Annotated in this window: 19 protein-coding genes; 7 read left to right on the top strand and 12 right to left on the bottom strand. The window is 70.1% G+C overall.

Annotated elements, in window-relative coordinates; translation table 11 throughout:
• Positions 1–7 precede the first annotated feature (7 nt).
• Positions 8–1321 (bottom strand): PLP-dependent aminotransferase family protein, encoded by a 1314-nt coding sequence (locus tag O7597_RS11620; protein ID WP_269740557.1) that lies wholly within the window; start codon positions 1319–1321, stop codon positions 8–10.
• Positions 1322–1664: 343 nt separating this feature from the next.
• On the opposite strand from O7597_RS11620, the gene O7597_RS11615 reads away from it, so the two are divergent.
• Positions 1665–2330, top strand: a complete 666-nt coding sequence (locus O7597_RS11615) for a GNAT family N-acetyltransferase (RefSeq protein WP_269740558.1) — start codon at positions 1665–1667, stop codon at positions 2328–2330.
• Between the two features lie 62 nt (positions 2331–2392).
• On the opposite strand, the gene O7597_RS11610 is transcribed toward O7597_RS11615, so the two are convergent.
• From O7597_RS11610 to murJ, 7 genes are all read right to left on the bottom strand, one after another.
• A complete protein-coding gene (locus tag O7597_RS11610) occupies positions 2393–3559 on the bottom strand; it encodes an N-acetylmuramoyl-L-alanine amidase (protein ID WP_269740559.1) in 1167 nt (388 codons plus the stop codon).
• A gap of 192 nt (positions 3560–3751) precedes the next feature.
• Entirely contained in the window at positions 3752–4075 is a 324-nt protein-coding gene (gene trxA, locus O7597_RS11605) for a thioredoxin (protein WP_164448776.1), read from the bottom strand.
• Between the two features lie 28 nt (positions 4076–4103).
• Entirely contained in the window at positions 4104–5054 is a 951-nt protein-coding gene (gene trxB / locus O7597_RS11600; RefSeq protein ID WP_164448777.1) for a thioredoxin-disulfide reductase, read from the bottom strand.
• 174 nt (positions 5055–5228) lie between these two features.
• The gene (locus O7597_RS11595) at positions 5229–6326 is read right to left on the bottom strand and encodes a hypothetical protein (RefSeq protein WP_281582713.1); all 1098 of its coding nucleotides are present in this window, start codon (positions 6324–6326) and stop codon (positions 5229–5231) included.
• Positions 6323–7063 carry an RNA polymerase sigma factor SigM gene (gene sigM / locus O7597_RS11590; protein WP_269740561.1) on the bottom strand — a complete coding sequence of 247 codons (741 nt, stop codon included), beginning with the start codon at positions 7061–7063 and terminating at the stop codon, positions 6323–6325. Before sigM ends, O7597_RS11595 begins: the two co-directional genes overlap by 4 nt.
• A gap of 34 nt (positions 7064–7097) precedes the next feature.
• Complete coding sequence (locus O7597_RS11585; RefSeq protein WP_269740562.1) at positions 7098–8696, bottom strand: protein kinase family protein; 1599 nt, start codon at positions 8694–8696, stop codon at positions 7098–7100.
• Positions 8697–9137: 441 nt separating this feature from the next.
• Positions 9138–10883, bottom strand: coding sequence for a murein biosynthesis integral membrane protein MurJ (gene murJ / locus O7597_RS11580; RefSeq protein WP_269740563.1), 1746 nt, complete (start codon positions 10881–10883; stop codon positions 9138–9140).
• 125 nt (positions 10884–11008) lie between these two features.
• Here murJ and O7597_RS11575 point away from each other — a divergent pair, with 125 nt between their 5' ends.
• The 3 genes from O7597_RS11575 (at position 11009) to O7597_RS11565 (ending at position 15328) form a co-directional block, all read left to right on the top strand.
• Complete coding sequence (locus tag O7597_RS11575; RefSeq protein WP_281582712.1) at positions 11009–12469, top strand: CCA tRNA nucleotidyltransferase; 1461 nt, start codon at positions 11009–11011, stop codon at positions 12467–12469.
• A 225-nt stretch (positions 12470–12694) separates the two neighbouring features.
• A complete protein-coding gene (locus tag O7597_RS11570) occupies positions 12695–14743 on the top strand; it encodes a S8 family serine peptidase (protein WP_269740565.1) in 2049 nt (682 codons plus the stop codon).
• A 105-nt stretch (positions 14744–14848) separates the two neighbouring features.
• Positions 14849–15328, top strand: coding sequence for a methylated-DNA--[protein]-cysteine S-methyltransferase (locus tag O7597_RS11565; RefSeq protein ID WP_281582711.1), 480 nt, complete (start codon positions 14849–14851; stop codon positions 15326–15328).
• Here the strand turns inward: O7597_RS11565 and O7597_RS11560 are convergent, their stop codons facing one another.
• The 3 genes from O7597_RS11560 to O7597_RS11550 form a co-directional block, all read right to left on the bottom strand.
• Positions 15329–15994 carry a hypothetical protein gene (locus tag O7597_RS11560; protein WP_281582710.1) on the bottom strand — a complete coding sequence of 222 codons (666 nt, stop codon included), beginning with the start codon at positions 15992–15994 and terminating at the stop codon, positions 15329–15331.
• Between the two features lie 133 nt (positions 15995–16127).
• On the bottom strand, positions 16128–17207 hold the full coding sequence (locus O7597_RS11555; protein ID WP_210822847.1) for an inositol-3-phosphate synthase: 1080 nt from the start codon (positions 17205–17207) through the stop codon (positions 16128–16130).
• 23 nt (positions 17208–17230) lie between these two features.
• A complete protein-coding gene (locus O7597_RS11550) occupies positions 17231–17869 on the bottom strand; it encodes a PadR family transcriptional regulator (RefSeq protein ID WP_269740569.1) in 639 nt (212 codons plus the stop codon).
• A gap of 174 nt (positions 17870–18043) precedes the next feature.
• Between O7597_RS11550 and O7597_RS11545 the strand changes: the two genes are divergently transcribed.
• Entirely contained in the window at positions 18044–18505 is a 462-nt protein-coding gene (locus O7597_RS11545) for a DUF5318 domain-containing protein (protein ID WP_164448785.1), read from the top strand.
• Between the two features lie 196 nt (positions 18506–18701).
• Positions 18702–21587 carry a transglycosylase domain-containing protein gene (locus tag O7597_RS11540; protein WP_281582709.1) on the top strand — a complete coding sequence of 962 codons (2886 nt, stop codon included), beginning with the start codon at positions 18702–18704 and terminating at the stop codon, positions 21585–21587.
• 77 nt (positions 21588–21664) lie between these two features.
• Here O7597_RS11540 and O7597_RS11535 read toward each other — a convergent pair whose 3' ends face one another.
• Complete coding sequence (locus O7597_RS11535; protein WP_281582708.1) at positions 21665–22099, bottom strand: DUF2690 domain-containing protein; 435 nt, start codon at positions 22097–22099, stop codon at positions 21665–21667.
• A gap of 526 nt (positions 22100–22625) precedes the next feature.
• Here O7597_RS11535 and O7597_RS11530 point away from each other — a divergent pair.
• Positions 22626–24158 carry a glycosyltransferase 87 family protein gene (locus O7597_RS11530; RefSeq protein ID WP_281582707.1) on the top strand — a complete coding sequence of 511 codons (1533 nt, stop codon included), beginning with the start codon at positions 22626–22628 and terminating at the stop codon, positions 24156–24158.
• Positions 24159–24170 lie beyond the last annotated feature (12 nt).

Here is a 24170-nt window from a genome sequence, read left to right as displayed (position 1 = left end):
CCGGGCATCATGCCAAGTCTGGTCCTGGCGCGTCCCAGCCGGTCCTGCCTCGCCGGGCGCCGGCCCCGCCCACCGCACCGAACACCCGACGCATGGCGATGTCCTGCTCCATCACGCTGGCCAACCGGCGCACGCCCTCCCGGATCCGCTCCGGTGGCGGGAACGAGAAGTTCAGCCGCATGTGACCATTGCCGTTGCCGTCGGCGTAGAAACCGGTGCCGGGCACGTACGCGACACGGGCGGCGATGGCCCGGGGCATCATCGCCTTAGAATCCAGCCCGTCGGGCAGCGTGGCCCAGACGAACAGCCCGCCGCCGGGCACGGTCCAGCGGGTGCCGGCCGGCATCAGGTCCTCAAGTGCCGTGAGCATCGCGTCCCGTCGCTCCCGGTAGACCTCCCGGTAGACCTTCAGCTGCTCGCGCCAGGGCATGGTGCCGAGGTACGTGCTGACGGCGGCCTGCGCGTACGCGCTGGGACAAAGGATCTGTGCCTCGCTGGCGATCACCAGCTTGTCACGCACCGCGTGTGGCGCGAGGATCCAGCCGACCCGCAGCCCCGGCGCGAACGTCTTGGAGAAGGTGCTGAGGTAGAAGACCCCGTCCCGCCGCCGCGCCCGCAACGGCGCGGGTGCCTCGCTCTCGAAGCCCAACTGGCCGTACGGGTCGTCCTCGACCACCAGCAGTCCGGCGCGCTCGCAGATGTCGAGAACCTGTTCCCGCCGCTGCTCAGTGAGCGTCACGCCGGTCGGGTTCTGGAAGGTGGGGATGGTGTAGAGGAACTTGACCCGCCGTCCGGCCCGGGCCTGCTCCGCGATGGCGAGCTCCAGTGCGGCCGGAATCAACCCGTCGTCGTCCATCGGCACGTGCACGACCTGCGCCTGGGCGGCCTGGAACACCCCGAGTGCGCCGACGTAGGTCGGCCCCTCGGCGAGCACCACGTCACCCGGGTCCAGGAAGAGACGGGCCACCAGGTCGAGCGCCTGCTGCCCACCGACGGTCACCACCACGTCCTCCGGGGAGGCACCGCAGGCGGCGTCGATGCCGGAGAGGGCCATCACCTCGCAGATCCGCTCCCGCAGCTCCAGGGTGCCCTGACCGATGCCGTACTGCAGCGTGGTGCTGCCGTGCTCGGCACCGAGCCGGCCGAGCATCTCACCGACGGCGTCCAGCGGCAGTGCGGCGATGTACGGCGCGCCACCGGCGAGGGAGACGACCTCCGGTCGACTGGCGACGGCGAACAGGGCCCTGATCTCCGACGCCGTCATGCCCCGCACCCGGCGGGCGTACCGGTCGGTGTAGTCGTCGAGTGTCGTGCCGGTCATCACATCACCTCGGTGGCTGCTCGGACGGCTCCGGTCCCGGATACCCAGGACACCGGCGACCATGGCGTACGGCGCGCCGAATGTCGATCGTAGCCGCCTTGCACACCCCTATGCGCCCCTGATTATTCGTGCGTCCACATCCCGGACCCGGAGCCGGCACCCCTGAGGTGCACGTTCACGCTTACTCTCCCCAGTCGCCGACCGGCGGCGTACGATCGCTCGTCGGGGGCAGGAACACGGCGGTGCCATTCGGGCCGCTGGGGCGGCGGTGCCATTCGGGCCGCTGCGGCGGCGGTGCCGTCCGGGCCGGTCCCACCTCCGAGCCTAGTGTGGGGAAGCGCCAATGTCGCGACGTCTGGTCAGCCTGACCCTGGACACCCTGGAGGATCTGCCCCGGCCCTGCCGCCAGTGTGTGTACTGGGAGCTTGATCCGGTTTCCGCGGACCGCGCCTGCGCCGCTGGCGACCCTGGCCTGGAGAAGGAGGCGTGGGTCTCGCAGACTCTGCTCGAATGGGGTTCCTGCGGCAAGCTGATCTACGTCGACGGGATGCCGGCCGGATTCGTCATGTACGCTCCGCCGGCCTACGTGCCCCGGTCGATGGCCTTTCCGACGTCTCCGGTCTCCGCCGACGCGGCGCTGCTGATGACCGCGAACGTGGTGCCCGCGTTCGTCGGCGGCGGTCTCGGTCGGATGCTGGTGCAGGGGGTGGCCCGCGATCTGACCAAGCGCGGGATCAAGGCGATCGAGGCGTTCGGCGACGCGAAGTTCGGTGACTCCGCCGATCCGGGCGGAGCGTGCGTGGCACCTGCCGACTTCTTCCTCTCGGTGGGCTTCAAGACGGTTCGCCCGCATCCGCGGTTCCCCCGGCTACGGCTCGAGCTGCGGACGGCGTTGAGCTGGAAGTCCGACGTCGAGTACGCGCTGGAGAAGCTGCTCGGCTCGATGAGCCCGGAGACGTTGCTGCGTCCGGTCCGACCGACACCGGCCACCCGCTCCACGACCGGCTGACCGGCCGGCGTCGACGGCACCGGGTACCTGGCCGGATTTCCGCGCCAAGCCCGGACGGCCGCTCAGTCCACCACGGTGCCGGCGGCGACCGCCGCCCGCAGCTCGCTGACGTCGATCGAGCCGGTCGGCACGTCGCGTTCGATCGGCAGGTACATCCGCTGGACCGCGGCCACCATCGACTCGACGAGTTTGTCCCGGAACCGAGGAGCGATCAGCCGTTCCCGGTCGGCCGGCGAGGTGAGGTAGCCGACCTCGACCCGCACCGCCGGCATCCGGGTGATCCGGAGCAGGTCCCACGCCTTCGCGTGGGTACGGCAGTCCCGCAGCCCGGTACGCGCCACGATCTCCCGCTGGACCAGCCCGGCCAGCCGTTCACCGGTCGCCGACGTGACCCCGTTGTCGGTGCCGTAGTGGTACGTGGCGACACCCTCGGCCATCGGATTGGCATGGCCGTCGGTGTGCAACGAGATGAACACGTCGGCGCCGAGCGAGTTGGCCAGCTGCGCCCGGTCGATGTCGGGCAGGCAGGTCTCCGGCGACGGGCCTCGGGTGAGCTGCACCCGTACTCCGGCCGCGGCGAGACGCCCTTCCAGCCGGCTGGCCAGATCGTGCATCAGATCCGCCTCGGTCCAGCGCAGCGGGCCGTCCGTCACCACCACGCCCGGGTCGGTCCCGCCGTGGCCCGGGTCGATGACCACGGTCCGACCGACCAGGGTCGGGCCGGACTGCCGGATGGCGTCGGACTCGCGCAACCACTGCGGCCGGCCGCCGACCACCTTGCGGCCCAGCCGGCGCAGGGCACCCATGGTGTGTGGGCCGCAGGTGCCGTCCGGGACCAGTCCCACCTCACGCTGGAACTGGGCCACCGCCCGGGAGGTGCGGATGCCGTAGATGGCGTCGGCCCGCCCGGTGTCGTACCCCATCTCCAGCAGCCGCTCCTGGAGCGACCGGACATCCTCGCCGGTGAGCGGCACCGGCACCGCGTGGTAGAGGGTGCGGGCACCCAGCCGCCACCGGGCGGCGTCGAGGGCCCGCCAGGTCTCCGCACCGACCCGACCGTCGACACTGAGCCCCCGCGACTGCTGGAACGCGCGGACCGCCCGTTCGGTCGCCGGGTCGAACTCGTCGCTGTGCGGGCCGGTCACCTTCGACAGCAGGTCGAGGCCGGTCAACACCGCACGGATCTCGGTCACCGCGGGTCCCCGGTCACCGGGACGGATCGGACGCACGCACGACCCCCTCTGCACGGTCGGTGGCTGCCGGGCCCCGCCGTGGGCGGGGACCAGGTGCTCACCGGCGTCCGGCGGCCCCGATTCGAGGTTATGCGCTGGGCCATCCGCTCGGGTGGCGGGCGGCGAAAAACGCGTCGACCCCGTGCCGGTGGGCCCGGCACGGGGTCGACGGTGAGGTCGTCGCTGGGGTCAGAGCGCCGATTCGATCAACTTGACCAGTTCGCCCTTGGGCTTGGCGCCGGCGATCGACTGCACCGGCTCACCGTTCTTGAACACGGTGAGGGTCGGCACCGACATCACCCGGTATGTCCGGGCGGTCTCCGGGTTCTCGTCGATGTTGAGCTTGACGATGCTGACCTGGTCGCCCATCTCACCGGCGATCTCCTCCAGCAGCGGCGACACCTTGCGGCACGGCCCGCACCACTCGGCCCAGAAATCCACCAGGACCGGCTTGTCGGACTTCAGTACGTCCGCGGCGAAGCTCGCGTCGGTGACCGACTTCGTTGCTCCCACTGTTGACCCCTCCTCCTGCGTTGTGTCTTCAGCCCTTGGGCAGCGTGGCGATGAAGCGTTCCGCGTCCAGGGCGGCCGCGCAGCCGGTCCCGGCCGCGGTGATCGCCTGCCGGTACGTGTGGTCGACCAGGTCACCGGCGGCGAAGACACCGGGAATGCTGGTCCGGGTGCTGGGGGCCTGCACCTGCACATACCCCTCGTCGTCCAGCTCGACCTGGCCACGGAACAGTTCGCTGCGTGGGTCGTGACCGATCGCCACGAACACGCCGGTGACGTCGAGCACCTTGGCCTCGCCGGTGTGGACGTTGCGTACCCGTACGCCGGAAACCTTGCCGTCCGCGCCGAGCACCTCCTCCACCACGGTGTTCCACTCGACCTTGATCTTGTCGTTGCTCAGTGCCCGCTCCGCCATGATCTTGCTGGCCCGGAACGTGTCCCGGCGGTGCAGGATCGTCACCGAGTCCGCGAAGCGGGTCAGGAAGCTGGCTTCCTCCATGGCCGAGTCGCCGCCACCGACGACCACGATGTGCTGGTTGCGGAAGAAGAAGCCGTCGCAGGTGGCGCAGGAGGAGACGCCGTGGCCGAGGTACTCCTGCTCACCGGGCACGCCGAGCGGACGCCAGGCAGAACCCGTGGCGAGGATCACGGCCCGGGCGCGGTACGCGGTCTCGCCGACCCAGACGGTGCTCACCGCACCGGGGTGACCGGTGTCGGTCAGCTCGACCCGGGTGACGTCGTCGGTCAGGAACTCGGCGCCGAACCGCTCGGCCTGCTTACGCATGTTGTCCATCAGCTCGGGGCCGAGGATGCCGTCGGCGAAACCGGGGAAGTTCTCCACCTCGGTGGTGGTCATCAGCGCGCCGCCGGACTGCACGCCCTCGATCACCAGTGGCTTGAGGTTGGCACGCGCCGCGTAGACCGCCGCCGTGTAACCGGCCGGCCCGGAGCCGATGATGACCAGGTTGCGGACCTCGTCCACTGCCGTCTCCCAATCGTGTTGACTGTCGTCACCGGCGTACCCGCCGATGCCGATCCGAGTGCCGACGCGGCGGCAACTGATGTGCAGAACGTCATCGTACGAAGCGGGAATTCCCGAGCCGGTCACCCGGTGGGTCAGGTCACGTGGACGGTCAAAAGTCCGGCGACCGCAGGATCACCCTACCCGCGTACGGTAACGGGCGTCCGAGCCGGACCCGGGTACCCCGCACTCCGGGCCGCTGACCCACGCCCAGCTCGTGCCGGAGGCATCGGTGAACTGGAGAACCAGCGCCGGCATCCCCTGGAAGCGGGCGTACTCGACGACGTCGAAGACCAGCGGTCCGCCGCCGTGCTCCGCACCGATCTCCGCGAGGCAGGCACTCAGCGCCGTCTGGTCGCCGAGCCGGGTCAGATCGCCCGGGGCGGCCAGGCGATCCTGGTTCTCCGCGCCGAGCTTCGGATCACCGTCGCTGGAGAACTGCCGGACGCTCGGCGCCAGGCTGGCCAGCGCCTCCGGCGTGTAGTCGGTGTCGCTGCGCTGGGGGGAGCCGACGACCCGGTAGGGAACACCGCTCGCTGCGGCGGCACGTTCGGGCGCCGACTTCGTCTCCTGCCGCCCCCCGGAGTCCTGCGGAAGTGCGTGCGGCACCGCGGGACTGACGACCCGGTCGTCCAGGGCGGTGTCGGTGGCGACATCGCCCCCCCGGCCGGGTTGGAACAGTTGAAGCGCGCCCAGACCGACCACGGCGGCGGTGGCGAGGGCAACCGGCCCGGCGACCCGGGCCCAGCGGCGACGTCGCGACCCCGGACGCGACGACGAGGTCCGGTCCTGCCCCGGACGCGGCGGCCCACCCGGCCGCCGGGGACCACCCAGCGGCTGGGTCGGTACGACCGTCACCTTCCCGCCGGTCGGCGTCAGGCCCGGGTCGGTGACGGCGGCAGTCCCGTCCCCGGTGGCTGGTGCCCGCTCCGGGTGCTCGGCAACCGCTGTCGTCGGCGCGGTCCCGGCACCGGGTGGATCGGCAGCGGCGAGGACAGCGCTGATCCGGTCGGTGATCTCCGGCGGAATCTCCAGCGTCGGCTCACCCCAGCCGGCCAACTGAGCCCGGACCCGGTCGACGGCCGGGGCCAGGCGGGCGTGGGCGTCGGCCCACGCCGGGTCCTGCGCCACCCGCCGGGCGATCTCGGCGTGCTCGGGGGTGCCGTCCAGCGCGCCGCCGAGGTAGTCGGCGAGCAGGTCGTGGTCGACCGCGCTGAACTCCCCGGCGCTCACGCTTCCTCCTGCTGGTTGGCGGTCGGTCGGGACCGCCCCGACCCCGATCGGACGCCCGACGGTTCCTTCGGGTTCCCGCCGGTGACGTCCGGCACGTCCGGGCGGGAAGCGCCCGCCGGCCCGGTGCCCGGTCGCAGGTGGCCGAGCGTGACCGCGAGCCGGGCACGGCCCCGGGCGCAGCGACTCTTGACCGTCCCTTCGGCGACACCGAGGATCCGCGCGACCTCGGCGACCGGGTAGCCCTGCACGTCCACCAGCACGAGGGCGGCCCGCTGCTCGATCGGCAACGCGGCCAGAGCGTCCCGGACGACCATCGCGGTGTCGTGGTCGGGTACCGGTGCGGCCGGCTCCACGCCACCGGTGGCCGGACCGTCCTCCGGGCCGTGCACTCCGTCGGGCAGCGGGACCGTCGGGTGGGCCCGCCGACGGCGGATCCGATCGAGGCACGCGTTGACCACGATCCGGTGCAACCAGGTGGTGACCGCCGAGTCACCCCGGAACCGGTCGGCCGCGCGATGGGCGGACAGCAGCGCGTCCTGGAGGGCGTCCGCGGCCTCCTCACGGTCGCCGAGCGTACGCAGGGCGACCGCCCAGAGCCGGTCCCGGTGCCGGCGGAACAGCTCGCCGAAGGCGTCCCGGTCACCGGCGACGTGGGCGCGCAGCAGATCGAGGTCGCTGACCGTGTCGTCCACGGAAGCGGCGCCCGTGTGGTCGCGTCCGGCGTCGCGTACCTCCATCACCCGACCCGGTGGCAGCCGCCGTGCTGAGTTCTCATGAACCCTGGACCGTGATCTCCTGCACCCCGATCTTGAAGCCGCCACCGTTCGGCGGCAGCTCGGTGATCCAGAACAGCAGGTAGCGGTACTTCTTGTCGGCGTCGAAGCCGTCGAAGGTCATCGTGGTGCCGTCGTGTTCCTCGAAGGGCTGCCCGATCTTGTTCTTCAGGTACGCCGTGAGCACCTCGTCGTCGCCCGAACTGGACGACGGGGCGTTGGTCGTGCCGGTGAGCAGTTCCGCCGAGGCACCCCGGTCGGAGAGGTTGACCTGCACCGACTTGACGGTCCGCTCGGTGCCGAGGTCGATCCAGACGCCCATGCCCCGTTTGAGGTTGCCGAAGTTGCTGCGGTTGTAGGTCTCGGTGGACCAGCCGTCGTCCTGATCGCCGTCGTAGACCTTCTCGGCGTCGCGCACCTCGCTCCGGTTGCTGCTGTCCGGGTCGATGATCCGGGCGTCGCTGATCTTGAGGTTCCGGACCGCCGGCGCGGCCGGCTCCTCGCTCACCGGCGCGCTCGATGTCGGTGCCGCGACCGGGTTCGTCTGCGGGTCCCCGTCGCCGTCGCCGAGGGTGCTGATCCCGATCAGCAGCCCGATCAAAGCGACCGCCAGCAGGCCGGCGATGCCCAGGGCGACCTTGCGCCCGCCGGCCGCGGCCAACGGTGACGGCTCCTCACCGGTCTCGCCGGCGAACCGCAGCGGGCCGCTGTTGTCGAGGTAGTCGTCATCGGGCACGTCGAGCCGGGACAGCTCGGCCGTCAGCACGTCCGACGGGGGCGGGGCGATCTCGGCGTCGAGCAGATCCATGGTCAGGTCGTCCAGGTAGGCCGGCACACCGGCCCGGACCTGACGGGGCGCCGCGACGGCCCCGTTGGCATCGCGTACCGCGTCGGGAATGGCCGCCCGACCATGCCCGGCGGTGGCACCGCGCAGCGGCGCCTCGGTGTGCGGCCAGTAGCCGGTCATCGCGAAGTAGAGGATGCCGCCGACGGCCCGGACGTCGCTCTCCTGGCTGTCGTCACCGTCGGTGCGGGCGTCCGCGAGCACCACCCGGCCGTCATCGCTGATCATCACCGTGCCGGGGTGCACGTTTCCGTGCACCATGCCGGTGGCGTGCACGGCCGCCAGGGCGCTGGCGACGGAGTTACCGACGGCGGTCGCCCGGGCGGCGTCCAACGGCCCGCTCGCGACCAGGTCCCGCAGGGACTGACCGTCGACCCACTCGCGTACCACGTAGGCCCGCTCGGCCTCGTCGATGGCGTCGTAAACGCCGACGAGGTTGGGGTGGACGACCCGGCTGGCGGCGACGGCGGCCTGGAGCATCTCGGTGGCGGACTCGCCGCCCGGGTAGCGCATGACGACCGCGACGGGCCGGCGCAGCACGACGTCGACCCCACGCCAGACCAGCCGGCCGGCGCTGTCGTTGTTGATGTGCTCGACCAGTTCGTAACGTTCGGCGAGGATCTCACCGGCCGTCGGAGCACCGAAGGTCATGACCGGCGGAGTGGTCTCGTCCGCGTCCTGACCCTCGCCGACCTGGGTCACCCGTCCTCCCTCGGTGATCGTGTCGATCGATGGACCCGCGCTGCTGGGCATCTGCTTCCCGCTCCGCCTTCGTCTGGTACCGGCCGGCCGGTCGCAGCAGGGTGCCGCGCGCCGGTGTCTGCCGTACCCGTCGAGTGCGACCTTACCCGGGATGGCCCGGTCCCCGACATGTCATCTTCCCGCCGTCCGGTGGCGGCGAGGTCAGCGGTCGGCGGACTCGTCCCGTTAGCACCGTTGTCGGCCCGGTTGCTGGTACATGTACCAGCCAATCTAGAGGTTGACCACAACCAGCTCCGGCCGGGGCGGAACCGGTCGCGTCGGCGAGTTCGGCAGCGCCGGATTCCCCGTCCATCGGGCGGGCATGCTCGGCCGTCCGGTTGGTTATCCACAGGCCGATCCGTCAGTTGAGCGGCGGCGCGCGGAGTTATCCACAGGTACATCCCCAGCCTGGTGATCCTCGGTCACGCTCGGTGCACGCCGGACCGGACGGGTTCAGCGGCCGAGCCGGCGGCGGACCATCCCGACCACCTCGGTGATCTCGGAGATCCGCAACACGGTCGCCAGGCCGAGGTAGGTGCCGCCGATGACCGCGCCGCCCACCACCAGCTGCACCATCGCCGCCGGCCAGGTCGGCGTGTCGCCGCCGGGCAGCAGGGCGACCACCAGCAGGCCGACCAGCGCGGCACCGAGCGCGGCGACGGTCACCCGGCCGAGGGTCCGCAGGATCGCGCCCAGCCCGATCTGACCCACCCGGGGGCGCAGCAGCCAGGCCGAGGCGATGGCGGCGGCCAGGTAGGAGACCGTGTTGCCGACCATCATCCCGGCTCCCGTGAAGCTCGCCGAGAAGACCAGGAAGAGCGCGATCTGCACCCCGACCCGCAGCGCCACGACCGGAATGTTGATCAGCGCCGGCATCCGGGTGTCCGGCAGCGCGTAGAAGGCGAAGGTGAACAGCTGACTGATCGCGAACGGGACCAAGCCGATCGCGGCGACCAGCAGCACGGTCGACGTGGCCACCGCGTTCTCCGCGCTGAAGGCGCCGTAGCGGAAGACCACCACCGAGATCGGGGTGGCCAGCACCGCGTAGCAGACCGCGATCGGGGCGAGCACGGCGCTGACGGTCCGCGTACCCCGGCTCAGGTCGTTGGTGAAGTCGTGGAACCGACCGTCGGCCGCGGCGGAGCTCATCCGGGGCATCAGTGCCGTGATGATCGAGACAGCGATGATGCCGTGCGCCATCATCAGCAGCAGGAAGACGTTGTTGTAGATCAGCAGGCCGGCGTTGTCCTCGCCGGCCGCTCGGGTGAGCAGGTTGACGACCACGAAGAGGCCGAGCTGGTTGACCGCCACGTAGCAGAACATCCAGCCGCCGAGGCGGGCCAGTTCACGCAGCCCGAGTTCCCGGAAGTCGAACCGCAGCTTCCACCGGAAGCCGACCTTGCGCAGCGCGGGCAGCAGACCGGCGGCCTGCACCGCGACGCCGAGCAGCGTCCCCCCACCGATCAGGAGGACCTGGTTCAGCCCCACGTCGGCGGGCTGCCGGGCCTGGGCGCCGAAGACCACGATGTACGTGCCGAAGGTGGCGATGGCGACGAGGTTGTTCAGAATGGGCGCCCACATCGGCGCCGCGAAGTGACCCCGGGTGTTCAGAATGGCCGCGATGAGTGCGCTGATGCCGGTGAAGAAGAGCATCGGCAGCATCAGGTACGACAGCTTGGTGACCAAGCCGGTGTAGTTGTCGTCCTTGCCGCTTGCGTAAAGACTGGTCAGTACCGGTGCCGCGATCACCGCGATGAGCACGGTCGCGGCGAGGGCGACGACCGCCAGGGTCAACAGCCGCTGTGCGTACGCCTGGCCCCGGTCGGAGTCCAGCTTGCTCCGGCGGACCAGCACCGGGATGAGCACGCTGGTCAGGATGCCGCCGAGCAGGAACTCGTACACCTGCTGCGGCAGGAACATGGCGGTGGTGAAGACGTTGCCGATCAGGTTGCCGAGGGCCGCGCCGATCATGAGGTTGCGGAGGAAGCCCGTACCCCGGCTGACCAGGCTGCCGATCGCCATGATCGCGCTGTTCGCGGCGACGCTGCTCTCCGCGACCTGCTCCTGCGGCGGCGCGACCGCCTCGGCCGCCGGCTGGTTCAGCGGCTCCGCGGAGATGAACGTGGCTCCGTCACCGGGCCGGCCGCCGGGCGCGCCGCCCTGCTGGGCGTTCGCGCTGCGGTAGAGCCCGCCGCTCATCTGTGCCTCCAAGGGGTACGCCGGAGCCGGCACCGGCCCGCACGCCACAGACCTTAGTCAACCGTCGACCGTTACCCGCGCCCGGCGGAGGGGATGCCGGCCAGGACCGATAGGCTGCGGATCCGATGTCCGAAGCCGCCGCATCCCACGCCACCGACCGCCGCGATCTCACCGCCGCGCAGCGCAACGCCGTCGCCGAACTGCTCCGGGTCTCCCCGGTGGCCGACGAGTTGGGCCGCCGATTCGCCGCCGCCGGTCACGAACTGCACCTCGTGGGTGGTTCGGTACGCGATGCCCTACTCGGCCGGCTCGGTGAGGATCTCGACTTCTGCACCGACGCGCACCCGGACCAGACGCTCGACATCGTGCGGGGCTGGGCCGAGGCGATCTGGGAGACCGGCCGCGAGTTCGGCACCATCGGCTGCCAGCGTGGTGGCCTGCGACTGGAGATCACCACCTTCCGCGCCGAGTCGTACGACCAGGTCAGCCGCAACCCGGTGGTCGCCTACGGCACGAGCCTGGCAGAAGACCTGCGACGGCGGGACTTCACCGTCAACGCGATGGCGGTGAGCGTCCCGGAGCACCGGTTCACCGACCCGTACGGCGGGCTGGCCGACCTGGCCGCGAAGATCGTGCGTACCCCGGGTACGCCCGCCGAGTCGTTCGGCGACGACCCACTGCGCATGCTGCGGGCCGCCCGTTTCGCCGCGCAGTTGCGCTTCGCGGTGCACCCCGACGTGCGGGCGGCGATGACCCGGATGGCGACCGACCTGGATCGGATCACCGCCGAGCGGATCCGCGACGAGTTCACCAAGCTGCTCTGTGGCGCCGACCCGATCGCCGGCCTGCGGCTGCTCGTCGACACCGGGTTGGCCGAGCGCTTCCTGCCGGAGTTGACCGGGCTCAAGCTGGAGATCGACGAGCACGCCCAACACAAGGACGTCTACGAGCACACCCTCACGGTGGTCAGCAACGCCGTCTCGTACGAGGAGGACGGGCCGGACTTCGTGCTGCGGATGGCCGCGCTGATGCACGACGTGGGCAAGCCGGCGACCAAGGCGATCGGCCCGGACGGGCGGGTCAGCTTCCACCACCACGAGGTGGTCGGCGCCCGGTTGACGAAGGTGCGGATGAAGGCGCTGCGTTACCCCAAGGACGTCACCGCGAAGGTGACCACGCTGGTCGGGCTGCATCTGCGCTTCTACGGGTACGGCCGGGGCGAATGGACGGACTCGGCGGTGCGCCGGTACGTCACCGACGCCGGTGACCTGCTGCCCCGGCTGCACAAGCTGACCCGCTCGGACTGCACCACCCGCAACCGGCGCAAAGCGGCCCAGCTGGCGGCGGACTACGACGCGCTGGAGGAGCGGATCGCCCGGATCGCCGCCGAGGAGGATCTCGCCCGGGTCCGACCCGACCTCGATGGCAACGCGATCATGGAGCTGCTCGGTGTGTCGCCCGGGCCGGTGGTGGGACGGGCCTGGAAGCACCTGAAGGACCTGCGGCTGGAGCGGGGGCCGCTGGATCGTGACACGGCCGAGGCGGAGCTGCTGCGCTGGGCCCGCGACGAGGGCATCGTCGGCTGACCGCAGCCTGATCGGCGACGCTCGTCCACTGCGGATGCGCAAGACCTGACGGTCGATACGACGAGACGCTTACGTTTCGACCGAAAGGTTGACGCGGCTCTCTCCGTACCCATTCATGATGTTGACACGTCCGCCGTCCGCTGCTGCTCGGCAGCCGGAGCCGGACGATCCAATGTTTGTCCGACCGTCCATGGGACGGTCGACGACCGACGGGGGTAACACCTAGTGAAACGCCGTGGCGTACTGCGCCGCTCGGCGGCGGCGGGGCTCGCCCTCGCCACCGCCTCGTCCCTCATCGGCGTCGTCTCCGGCGGTGCCGCGACGGCAGCCCCGGCCGACAACCAACCTCGTCGGGAGCTGATCGGCAAGACGGGCGCCGGCGTCGTGCCGGGCCGCTACATCGTCGTGCTCAAGGACCGGGGGGCCACTTCCAGCTCGGTCCGGGCGACCGCCTCGGCGTTGAGCCGCGCCAACGGCGGCAGTGTCCGGCTGGTGTTCGGCAACGCCCTCAAGGGCTACTCGGCCGCGCTGAACCAGCAGCAGGCGGAGCGGCTGGCCGCCGACCCCGCCGTCGCCTACGTCGAGCCGGTCCGGCGCCTGTCGGCCAACTCGACGCAGACCAGCCCGCCGTCCTGGGGCCTCGACCGCCTGGACCAGGCCTCCGCGAAGCTGACCAAGACCTACACGTACCCGAACACCGGCAGCAAGGTCACCGTCTACATCCTGGACACCGGCATCAACGTCAAGCACCAGGACTTCGGCGGACGAGCCAGCATGGGCTACGACGCCATCGACCCGGAGGCGGCCCCCGGCGCGAACGGGGACTGCAACGGCCACGGCACGCACGTCGCCGGCACCGTCGGAGGCGCGAAGTACGGGGTGGCCAAGGGCGTCAAGCTGGTCGGCGTACGGGTGCTCGACTGCGACGGTTACGGCACCACCGAACAGGTCCTCGCCGGCATCAACTGGGTGACCACGAATGCCAGTAGGCCGGCCGTGGCCAACGTGAGCCTGGGTGACGTCACGGCCATCCCGTCGATCGACGAGGCGGTGAAGCGGTCCATCGACTCCGGCGTCACCTACGCGATCGCCGCCGGCAACGCCTGGATGGACGCCTGCAAGGCGTCGCCGGCCCGGGTACCGGACGCGATCACCGTGGGCGCGACCGACCGGGTCGACATGCGCGCCTGGTTCTCGAACTACGGCAAGTGCGTCGACGTGTTCGCCCCCGGCGTCAGCATCGTCTCGGCGCGGCACGACAGCAACACCGGCGGTGTCGGATTCAGCGGCACCTCGATGGCGGCTCCGCACGTGGCGGGCGCGGCGGCCCTGCTGCTGCACACCAACCCCACCTGGCAGCCGAAGCAGGTACGCGACCGGATCGTCACCACCGGCATCGCCGGGGTGGTCTACGACACCAAGGGTTCGATGGACCGGCTGCTGACCGTGGGTTCGGTGACCCCGGTCCGCAACGGGTACGGCTTGAAGGCGCTGTCGAACGGCAGATACGTCACCGCCGCCAGCACCACGAAGGCGCTGGTAAACAACGGTACGAGCATGGGTACCGCGCAGCGGTTCGACATCGTCAACGCCGGCGATGGCCTGGTCGCGCTGCGTTCGAAGCAGACCGGCCGCTACGTGGTGGCACCGAGCAAGGGCACCCTGCCGCTGATCGCCAGCCACAAGACGATCGTCACCCCGGCCAAGTTCACGGTCGTGAACCACACCGACGGCAAGGTCAGCCTCAAGGCCAAGACCAACGGGAAGTACGTGACGGCGTCGACGACCGGCACCGCGGTGCTCCGGGCGAACCGGACCAGCATCGGCACCAACGAGAAGTTCACGCTTGAGGCACCGGCACCGGTGATCAGCATCAGGTCCAAGGCCAACAGCAGGTACGTGGTGGCTGCCAGCAGCACCACCCCGCTGGTCGCCAGCAGTACGAGCGTCACCACCTCGGCGAAGTTCCAGATCGTCAAGCAGGGCGACGGTTTCTTCGGCCTCAAGGCGCTGTCCAACGGCCGGTACGTGACCGCGGCGAGCAGCGGCACCAAGCCGCTGATCGCCAGCAGCACGACGCTCGGACTCTGGCAGACCTTCGACTTCGTGGACTACAACGGCGACGGAACCGTCTTCTTCCGGGCCAGCGACGGCCAGGCGGTCTCGGCCGGTGCGTCCGGTACGAGCAAACTCATCTCGAACAAGACGATCAGGTGGACGGCCTTCGAACTGGGGCTGGGCAACGGCGAGAAGTTCACCGTCTCCGCCGCCTGACCAGCATCTGACCTCTTCCGGCGCCCGCCGGAGCAACCCGGATTCCGGGACGCTCCGGCGGGCGCCGGTCTTTGCGGCCCGTGTTCAGCGGTGGACAATGGCGAGATGCGTTGGACGGTGCTCGACTCGCCGATCGGGGAGTTCTCCGTGGCCACCGAGGGAGACAGCGTCTGCGGTGCGCACTTCGGCCCGGTGGGCAACGGGGCGACCGAGCCCGCCGACGAGACCTCCCGGCGGGCGGTGGCGGAACTGCGCGCGTACTTCGCCGGGGAGCTGACCGACTTCGGAGTGCCGGTGCGCGTGCCGCGCGGCTCCGACTTCGAGCGGGCGGTGTGGCGGGAGATGACCCTCATCCCGTACGGCGAGACCCTCACCTACGGTCAGGTGGCCCGGCGGGTCGGTGATCCCGGAGCCGCCCGAGCGGTCGGAGTGGCCTGCAACCGCAATCCGATCCCGGTGATCGTGCCGTGTCACCGCATCATCGGCGCGGGCGGAAAGCTGGTCGGCTTCGGTGGTGGCCTGGAGCGCAAGGTCAAACTGCTGGAGCTGGAGGCCCGGGTGGCCCTGCAACGCGCCTGGTCCTGATCAGCTCGGCGCGGGCAGGCAACCGCCGTCGGCGATCCGAGTGCCGATCTCCACCGTGATGTCGCCCTTGCGGACGCTGCCGAAGACACATGCCCGGCCGGTCCACCCCGCGAAGATCAGCCCGCCGCCGGGGCCGAGGTCGAGGCGTCCGGGCGGGCGCACGGTGACGTCGGTGAGGCCGGTGTCGGTCACCACCCGCTCCACGGCCGCCTCGTCGGGTGCGTCCCGGCCGCCGGCGGTCAGCAGATTCAGGCCCTTGAGCACCTCGGCGGCACAGGCACTGGCACCGGCAGCCGTCGCGGGTTCGAGCGTGCCGCGCTGCCGGAAGGCGTCGTTGGCGGCCTGCTGACGGCGGAGCATCTCCTCGCGCGCCCGCTCGTCGGCCAGCGGATGTCCGGTGCCCAGCGGTGTCGGTGCAGTCGACGCGCCGAGCGGGTTCGCGGTTTTCGTCGCCACCTGCGGCGGTGTGGCCGCCGCGGCGGTACAGCTGGCCTCGGCCACCGACGGCAGGGGGTTGGGCGGCACGACATCGCTGCCGGACTCAGCCGCCGGACGGCTGCCCGGGACGGCACAGGCGGACAGGCTGGCGGTCAGCAACGCGCCCGCGAGCGCGGCGGCGATCCGGCGTCCCGACCTGGCGGCGTGCGTGGCGTCGGTGAACGGCACGGCGCTCAGCCTAGCGTTCCACCCTCGACCGCGCGGTCCGTGCGAGTGGCGCGGGTGGCTGGTAGGCATGACGACGGCGAGGGCCGGGTCCGGACGGACCCGGCCCTCGCCGGTGCTGCTGGTGGTCGGCGCGTCAGCGCTCGATCTCGCCGGCGATGAACTCCTCGACGGCGGCGTGCGCGTCGTGGTCGGCGTACTGCACCGGCGGGGACTTCATGAAGTACGACGAGGCCGACAGGATCGGGCCGCCGATCTTCCGGTCCAGGGCGATCTTCGCGGCCCGGACGGCGTCGATGATGACGCCGGCCGAGTTCGGCGAGTCCCACACCTCGAGCTTCAGCTCGGCGTTGAGCGGCGTGTCACCGAACGAGCGGCCCTCCAGGCGGATGTACGCCCACTTGCGGTCGTCCAGCCACGGCACGTGGTCGGACGGGCCGATGTGCACGTCGCTCTTGGCCATCTCGTGCGGCACCTGGGACGTCACCGACTGGGTCTTCGAGATCTTCTTCGAGACCAGCCGGTTGCGCTCCAGCATGTTCATGAAGTCCATGTTGCCGCCGAAGTTGAGCTGGTACGTACGCAGCAGCTCGACGCCCCGGTCCTCGAAGAGCTTCGCCAGGGCGCGGTGCACGATGGTGGCGCCGACCTGGCTCTTGATGTCGTCGCCGACGATCGGCAGGCCCGCGTCGGTGAACTTCTGCGCCCACTCGGGGTCGGAGGCGATGAACACCGGCAGGGCGTTGACGAACGCGCAGCCGGCGTCGATCGCGGCCTGGGCGTAGAACTTGTCGGCCTGCTCCGAGCCGACCGGCAGGTACGAGACGACCACGTCGACCTGCGCGTCGCGCAGCGCCTTGGCCACGTCGACCGGCGTGGCGTCCGACTCCTCGACGATCTCGCGGTAGTACTGGCCGAGCCCGTCGAAGGTCGGGCCGCGCTGCACGGTGACGCCGGTCGGCGGCACGTCGCACAGCTTGATGGTGTTGTTCTCGCTGGCGACGATCGCCTCCGCGAGGTCCATGCCCACCTTCTTGGCGTCGACATCGAACGCCGCGACGAACTGCACGTCAGAGACGTGGTAGTCGCCGAAGGTGACGTGCATGAGACCCGGGACGCGGTCGTTGGGGTCGGCATTCCGGTAGTACTCGACGCCCTGTACCAGGGACGAGGCGCAGTTACCCACACCGACGATGGCGACGCGGACGGAGCCCATCGCGTGTGCCTCCTTCTTCTTTGTCACGGCCGCTCTGTCCTGGTCTCACCAGGCGGAGGCGGGCTGTTGTCTTGTCGTGGGCCGCCGGCCGTCCCGTCGTCCGGGACCGTCGGGGCACGGCCGGAGCGCTCGTTGGCGATGAGCTCCTCCAGCCAGCGGACCTCACGCTCACAGGCCTCCAGGCCGTGGCGCTGCAGCTCCAGGGTGTACGCGTCGAGGCGCTCGGCCGCGCGGCCCAGCATGTCGCGAAGTCCCTCGCGACGTTCCTCGATCGTGCGGCGGCGACCTTCCAGGATTCGAAGTCGGGTCGCCTGGTCGGTTCGGGAAAAGAACGCGAAGTGCACACCGAAGCCGGTGTCGCCGTAGGTTTCCGGCCCGGTCTGTGCGATGAGCTGAGCGAAGCGTTCCTTACCTTCCGCGGTGATTTCGTAGACCACCCGACCTCGTCGGCTGGTCAGCGCGGGAACCTCCTCGGCGGTGGCGGGTGTCTCGTCGGCCTCGGTGATCCATCCCGCCGCCTGCAGCCGGCGCAGGGTCGGATAGAGCGAGCCGTAACTGATGGCGGCGCGGATCGCCCCGAGCTTGGCGCTGAGCTCCTTGCGCAGCTCGTAGCCGTGCATCGGGGCCTCCTGCAACAGGCCGAGGATGGCGAGTTCGAGCACCGGCCACCCTCCCTTTACCCTGTGCGTGAAGCGCTAACCGCCACGATGTATCGGACCGATACATCGCACCGTAGCGTCTCGTTCCAGTCTGGGCAAACCCCCGTTCTGATGTCCTCCGGTCACGGATCGTCACGGTGGTCGCCTCGTCAGATGAGACCGCGTACCCTTTCCCGCATGCGTACGCAGCGCCAGGTCGTCGACTACTCGCTCCGAAAGCGAGCGGCGCTGCGTGAGCTCCTCGCCGGCCGCGTCGGCACCTATGACCTGTGCGACGCGTCGCCCTACCTGAAGAACGCGGCTCGGTTCCACGGCGAGTCCACCGACGAGCGGTGCCCGATCTGCCGTAGCGAGAACCTGACCCTGGTCCATTACATTTACGGGGACGAACTCAAGCAATCGGCCGGCCAAGCCCGTAATGTGGCTGAGCTGACCGTGCTGGCGATGACGCTGCGTGAGTTCCAGGTCTTCGTGGTGGAGGTGTGCCTCGGCTGTGACTGGAACCATCTCGTCGAGCAGTACCTGCTCGGGCGGGACGGTCTGACCGGCGTCGCCGACGGCGACCCGGAGCACGGTGAGGCGAGCGGCATGACCGCGGACGGAACGGGTGTCCGGCGAAGGCGAGAGGCGCAACGGTGATTCGAGCTCGATCGGCCGGCCCCGGTCGCGTGCGACGCGGCTGGGGCGACCGACGGCTTGCAGGTCTGAATGGTCCGATTGATGCGGATCTGACGCCGGGACCACGGCACCCCCGTGCCGTGCTTCCAGGTGTCAAAACTCACGGCAAACCGGTGGCGGTGCGACCGCGCCCCACCGCGACGGCAGGGTGTGAGGAATGAACTCGTACGGCGATCCCAGCTCCTCGCGCGGCCGGGCCTGGACTCCAGGCCAGGACGACCCGGGGCAGGCGGACGACGCGTACCGCCGCCCGGGCGGTGAACCGCGCGGAGTCAACTGGTCGACCGGGCCGGATACCTCCGGCCCGTCGGCCCGTGCCTCGGTCGGCGGCCGTGCCTCGGTCGGCGGCTCGGCGAGCGTTGCGCCGCGGGGCGGTTCCGCCGGCGCGGCCCCGGTCGGCCGGGCCGGTCCTGGCCGCGCCTCCGTGCCGGGCTCGCCAGCCGTCCCCGGCCGTGCGTCGGTGCCGGTCTCGCCGGCTGGTCCCGGTCGGGCCTCGGTGCCGGTCTCGCCCGCACCGGGCCGCGCGGGCCGTGCCTCGGTGCCGGTGTCCCCGGCCGGGCCGGGTCGCGCCTCGGTCGGCGCCGCCGCCGTGGGCGCGGCATCGGCCGGTCGGGCGAGCGTCGGGTCGGCCGCCGTGAATGGCGTCGGTGGTCGGGCCGCGGTGGCCCGGGCGAGCGTCGGCGGCCCTGGCGGACCGGGTGGCCCCGGTGGACCGGGTGGACCGACCGGGCCCGGCCGCGGTGGCCGTGACCCGGGTGCGGCGGCCCGCGCCCGCAAGCGCAAGCGGATGAACATGCTGATCGCCGGCTTCGCGGTGTTCATCATGCTGGCCGGCATCGGCGTGGTCGGGTTCACCTACTACTCGACCAACGTGGTGCTGCCCAAGGAGATCCCGCTGCCGCTGTCCACCACCGTCTACGCCAAGGACGGCAAGACGCTGGTCGCCAGGCTCGGCAACGAGAACCGCACCTTCGTCACCATCGACAGCATCCCCCAGCATGTGCGCGACGCCGTGGCCGCCGCCGAGGACCGCAACTTCTACCGGCACTCGGGCGTCGACTACAAGGGCATCGCCCGGGCCGCCTGGAACAACCTCTCCGGTGGCGACAAGCAGGGTGCCTCGACCATCACCCAGCAGTACGCCCGCAACGCCTACGAGAACCTCCAGGACGACAGCTACGCGCGGAAGGTGAAGGAGGCGATCCTCGCCTCGAAGCTGAACGACAACTACACCAAAGACGAGATCATGGAGAACTACCTCAACGTGATCTACTTCGGTCGTGGTGCGTACGGCATCGAGGCGGCGGCCCAGACGTACTTCAACACCAGTGCGAAGAAGCTGACGGTGGCCCAGGGCGCGGTGCTCGCCGCGCTGATCAAGCAGCCCGTCGCCAGCGCCACGCACAAGGGGTTCGACCCGGAGACAAACGAGGTCGACGCGAAGTCCCGGTGGGAGTACGTCATCAACGGGATGGTCGAGGAGGGCTGGCTGAACGCCCCGGGCAAGCCGGAGCGACCGACCGAGTACCCGAAGGTCCAGAAGCCGAAGGAGAGCAACGGCTTCGGCGTCGCCTCCCCACGCGGCAACGTGATCAACTATGTGCGGCAGGAGATGGAGGAGTGGGGCCTGTGCACCAACTACGGTGCCGAGGGCAAGCCCAGCTGCGTCGACGAACTGCGTGAGGGTGGCTACCGGATCACGACCACCATCGACCCGAAGATGCAGAAGGCGCTGGAGTCCATCGCCCAGGTCGGTCGCAAGGGCACGTTCCTGGCGAACCAGCCGAAGAACCTGATGCCAGCGGTGGTGTCGGTTGATGTGAAGACCGGACGCGTGCTGGCCTACTACGGCGGTAACAGTGGCGCGAACTTCGACTACGCGGGTCTCAACACCGACCAGAACGGCAAGCTCGTCGGTGGCCATCCGCCGGGGTCGTCGTTCAAGGTCTACACACTCGCTGCGGCCATCGACGCCGGCATCTCGGTCAAGTCCCGCTGGGACGCCACCCCGTTCAAGCCGGATGGCTTCGAGAAGCCGATCGTGAACGCCAACCGCGACGTGCGGCAGAGCTGTAACAAGTCCTGCACCCTGCAGCAGACGACCGTGCTGTCGTACAACGTGCCGTTCTTCCACATCGCGGAGCAGATTGGCACGGACAAGGTCATCGACATGGCCCGTCGGGCCGGCATCCGCACCATGTGGGACGACAAGCAGCGGGCGCACGACCTGATCAAGAACAAGCCGGATGAGCTCGCGCCCAAGTACTTCGACCGGGTGGCCGCCTACGGCCAGTACCCGATCACTGTGCTTGACCACGCCAACGGCCTCGCGACCCTGGCCAACAGTGGCAAGTACAACAAGGCGCACTTCGTCCGGATGGTGGAGAAGCAGAACAAGGCAACCGGCAAGTGGGACAAGGTGCGCGGCACGGGAGAGAAGCTCGCGCCCAAGCAGGTGATCAAGCCGGAGGTGGCCGACGAGGTCACCGCGGTGCTCAAGGAGATCCCGGGCAAGAACAACGCCAGCGTGGGTAACCGCGAGGTCGCCGGTAAGACCGGCACCTGGGAGCTCAACAACACCGACAAGAACCAGGACGCCTGGATGGTCGGCTACGACAAGAACGTCGCCACCGCGGTCTGGATCGGTAGCCACGACACGAAGAAGCGGGCCATCGTCGACCGTGGCGGTAGCAACATCGGCGGTGGCACCCTGCCGGCGCAGCTGTGGAAGCAGTTCATGGAAGAGGCGCTGAAGGGTTACGACCCGTCCGACCTGCCGGACGTGACCGGACTTGGCGACGAGGATGCCGGTAACGGTGAGGAGCCGCCGCCTCCGCCGCCCCCGCCGGGTGGCGGTAACCAGCAGGACTGCAACCCTGTCGACCTGCTCTGCCAACTCCGTGGCGGCAACAACGGTGGCAACAACGGCGGCAACAACGGTGGAAACAACCCGATCACCCCACCCGATCGTGATCAGGGGCCGGGCGGGCCGGGCGGTGGGGGCGGCGGCCTGCTACGGCCCGGAACGACGAGTCGGGAGTAGCTCCCGCTGACGCCACGGGTGGCCGGAGACAGTTCTCCGGCCACCCGTGGCGCGGTTGTCACGCTGGAACCGGTCGGCTAGTACCGCGCCGTGCAGTACAGGATTCGACGGTTCCCGGCTTCGTAGTCCCACTCGTTGTCGTACTGGTAGAAGCACGCGCGAGCGGTCAGACCCTTGTCGTTCACCATCATCGACCAGGTGCCCGACGAGTTCCTGTCGTCGACCGTCATCCGCAGCGTGCCGTTGGTGTTGTAGCTCTGCACCAGCACTCCGGAGAGCCAACCGAAGCTGCCGGTCTGCCGGGCCCAGGCGGTCCGGCAGAACGGGCTGTAGCGCAGCTCGACGTAGGTGGCCGTGTACGGCGTCTGGACGTCGATGAAGGAACACCGCATGGTCTTGCCATCGACGGTGGCGTAGTAGGTCTGTGGGTCCTTGCGGTCACAGGCGGACCCGCAGCCCGAGGTGGCGGCTGCCGCCGGTGTCGCAAATCCGATCAGTGCGGCGACCGCCATGACCGCGACCGTCCGGAGGCGTGCGGTCCACCGATGGGAAGCCGATCGCCGGCCGCCGGATGATGCCTTCATGTTTCCCCTCTCAAGGCTTGGCCTGATCGAGCCAGCTCGACCCGTCAGGCAGTTCTCCGGGCAGGCGCGGCGAGGTCGACGATCGTCACGGTGCGGGTGCTGGGCTGGCAGGTCTGCGACCAGCGTGCGATTGGCACGGCAGTCCCCCGATGCGACGATGAGATCCCCGTTTGCGCCCGGCTGATCGCCCGGGCCGTAGTCATTGCCGATCCGAATGACGTCCCTGTGCCGTGGCCACGACGACGGACACCGGCCCGACACCTATCGTGTCGGGTCGATGTGAAGATCGTAGGGCACCGGCCGCGCGTGCGGGGGGCACCAGGTTCGGCACGGGTTCGGCGACGCGTACGCGTTCCGCTGTCGACCCCGCGAAGGCACCGAGGATCAACCGGTCCGTGGGTAGCGGCGGGTTTCGGCTTCTGCCCGCCCAAGGGATACGGCAGGATGCACGGTCATGAGCACGAAGTCGACGCCAGGCATCGATGGATCGGGTGCCCCCGATCACCCGTCCCGCTCCGACGGCTTCGTCCGGGGGCTTTCCGGTCTGATCGGTGGTCCGCTCGGCGACCACGCGGTCGCCCGCGACCGGCCCGTCGGCGCGGAGAACCGGTTCTGGACCGCGGTACGGATCGTCCTGGCGCTGACCTGCCTCACGTTGGCCCTGCACTGGGTGCAGAAGTCACCCTGCCAGGACGGCGCGTGGGTGAACAACGAGCAGTACACCCGCTTCTGCTACACCGACGTGCTCGCGCTCTACTACGCCGAGCGGCTCAACGAGGGGGCGGTGCCCTACCGGGACCACCCGGTCGAGTATCCGGTGCTGACCGGGTACTTCATGGGGGCGCTCGGGCTGCCGGTCCACTCGGCCGGCGACGGCAACCCCGACATGAACCAGGGTCAGTGGTTCTACAACCTCAACGCACTCGTGCTCGGTGCGCTGGCGGTGGTCACCGTGGCGGTGATCCTGGCGCTGCGCCGTCGGCGCCCGTGGGACGCCGCGCTCTTCGCGCTCGCTCCGGCGCTGCTGCTCACCGCCACCGTCAACTGGGATCTGCTCGCCATCGGGCTCGCCGCGTTGGGCCTGCTGGCCTGGGCACGCTCCGGACCGGGCCCGAAGGGTACGCACCTGGTGGCGCTCTCCGGAGTGTTGCTCGGGCTCGGTGGTGCGGCCAAGATGTGGCCGCTGTTCATCCTCGGGCCCATCCTGGTGCTCGCGATACGGGCCAACCGGATCCGGGCCGCGCTGCTGTCCATCGGCACGGCGGCGGTGACGGTGGTGCTGGTGAACCTGCCGGCGGCCATTCCGTACCGGGACAACTGGGACCGATTCTTCGAGCTGAACACCACCCGCCCGATCGACTGGGGCACGTTCTGGTACATCGGTCGCTACCTGGACGGGAAGTTCGGCGACCCGGCCAGCGTCGGACCCTTCCAGTGGCTCGACGCCAACATTCCGACGCTCAACTACCTGTCGTACGCCCTGTTCGGGCTGGCCTGCCTCGGCATCGGCGCACTGGCGCTGCTGGCACCGCGCCGCCCCCGCCTCGCCCAACTCGCCTTCCTGGTGGTCGCCGCCTTCCTGATCTTCAGCAAGGTCTGGTCGCAGCAGTTCGTGCTCTGGCTGCTGCCGCTCGTGGTGCTCGCCCGGCCCCGGTGGGGAGCGTTCCTCGTCTGGCAGGCCGCCGAGGTCTGCTACTTCATCGCCTTCTACGGCCAACTGCTCGGCGCGTCGACCGGCACGCCGGTCTTCCCGGAGGGCGTCTTCGTGTTCGCCGCGAGCCTGCGCCTGGCCGCCGTGGTCGCCCTGGTCGTCCTGGTCGTCCGCGAGATCCTCGACCCGGAGCAGGACGCGGTACGCCGCACCTACGCCGACGACCCGGACGGCGGCCTGCTCGACGGCACCCCCGATGCCTCCTGGCTGGACCGATGGCGAAGCCGCCGATCGACCGTCGAGCCGACCCCGACGCCGGTGGCCACCACCACGTGAGCCGACGCGCGT

Origin of the sequence: Verrucosispora sp. WMMC514, assembly GCF_027497295.1 — a bacterium.
GTDB classification, from domain to species: domain Bacteria; phylum Actinomycetota; class Actinomycetes; order Mycobacteriales; family Micromonosporaceae; genus Micromonospora; species Micromonospora palythoicola.
This window is presented reverse-complemented; position numbering and strand designations above follow the sequence as displayed.

What these genes read in the sequence shown, in the direction of transcription:
- O7597_RS11620 (WP_269740557.1), bottom strand. Translation starts at nt 1,321, where the DNA reads ATGACCGGCACGACACTCGACGACTACACCGACCGGTACGCCCGCCGG.
- O7597_RS11615 (WP_269740558.1), top strand. Translation starts at nt 1,665, where the DNA reads ATGTCGCGACGTCTGGTCAGCCTGACCCTGGACACCCTGGAGGATCTG.
- sigM (WP_269740561.1), bottom strand. Translation starts at nt 7,063, where the DNA reads ATGGAGGTACGCGACGCCGGACGCGACCACACGGGCGCCGCTTCCGTG.
- O7597_RS11585 (WP_269740562.1), bottom strand. Translation starts at nt 8,696, where the DNA reads ATGCCCAGCAGCGCGGGTCCATCGATCGACACGATCACCGAGGGAGGA.
- murJ (WP_269740563.1), bottom strand. Translation starts at nt 10,883, where the DNA reads ATGAGCGGCGGGCTCTACCGCAGCGCGAACGCCCAGCAGGGCGGCGCG.
- O7597_RS11575 (WP_281582712.1), top strand. Translation starts at nt 11,009, where the DNA reads ATGTCCGAAGCCGCCGCATCCCACGCCACCGACCGCCGCGATCTCACC.
- O7597_RS11565 (WP_281582711.1), top strand. Translation starts at nt 14,849, where the DNA reads ATGCGTTGGACGGTGCTCGACTCGCCGATCGGGGAGTTCTCCGTGGCC.
- O7597_RS11555 (WP_210822847.1), bottom strand. Translation starts at nt 17,207, where the DNA reads ATGGGCTCCGTCCGCGTCGCCATCGTCGGTGTGGGTAACTGCGCCTCG.
- O7597_RS11545 (WP_164448785.1), top strand. Translation starts at nt 18,044, where the DNA reads ATGCGTACGCAGCGCCAGGTCGTCGACTACTCGCTCCGAAAGCGAGCG.
- O7597_RS11540 (WP_281582709.1), top strand. Translation starts at nt 18,702, where the DNA reads ATGAACTCGTACGGCGATCCCAGCTCCTCGCGCGGCCGGGCCTGGACT.
- O7597_RS11535 (WP_281582708.1), bottom strand. Translation starts at nt 22,099, where the DNA reads ATGGCGGTCGCCGCACTGATCGGATTTGCGACACCGGCGGCAGCCGCC.
- O7597_RS11530 (WP_281582707.1), top strand. Translation starts at nt 22,626, where the DNA reads ATGAGCACGAAGTCGACGCCAGGCATCGATGGATCGGGTGCCCCCGAT.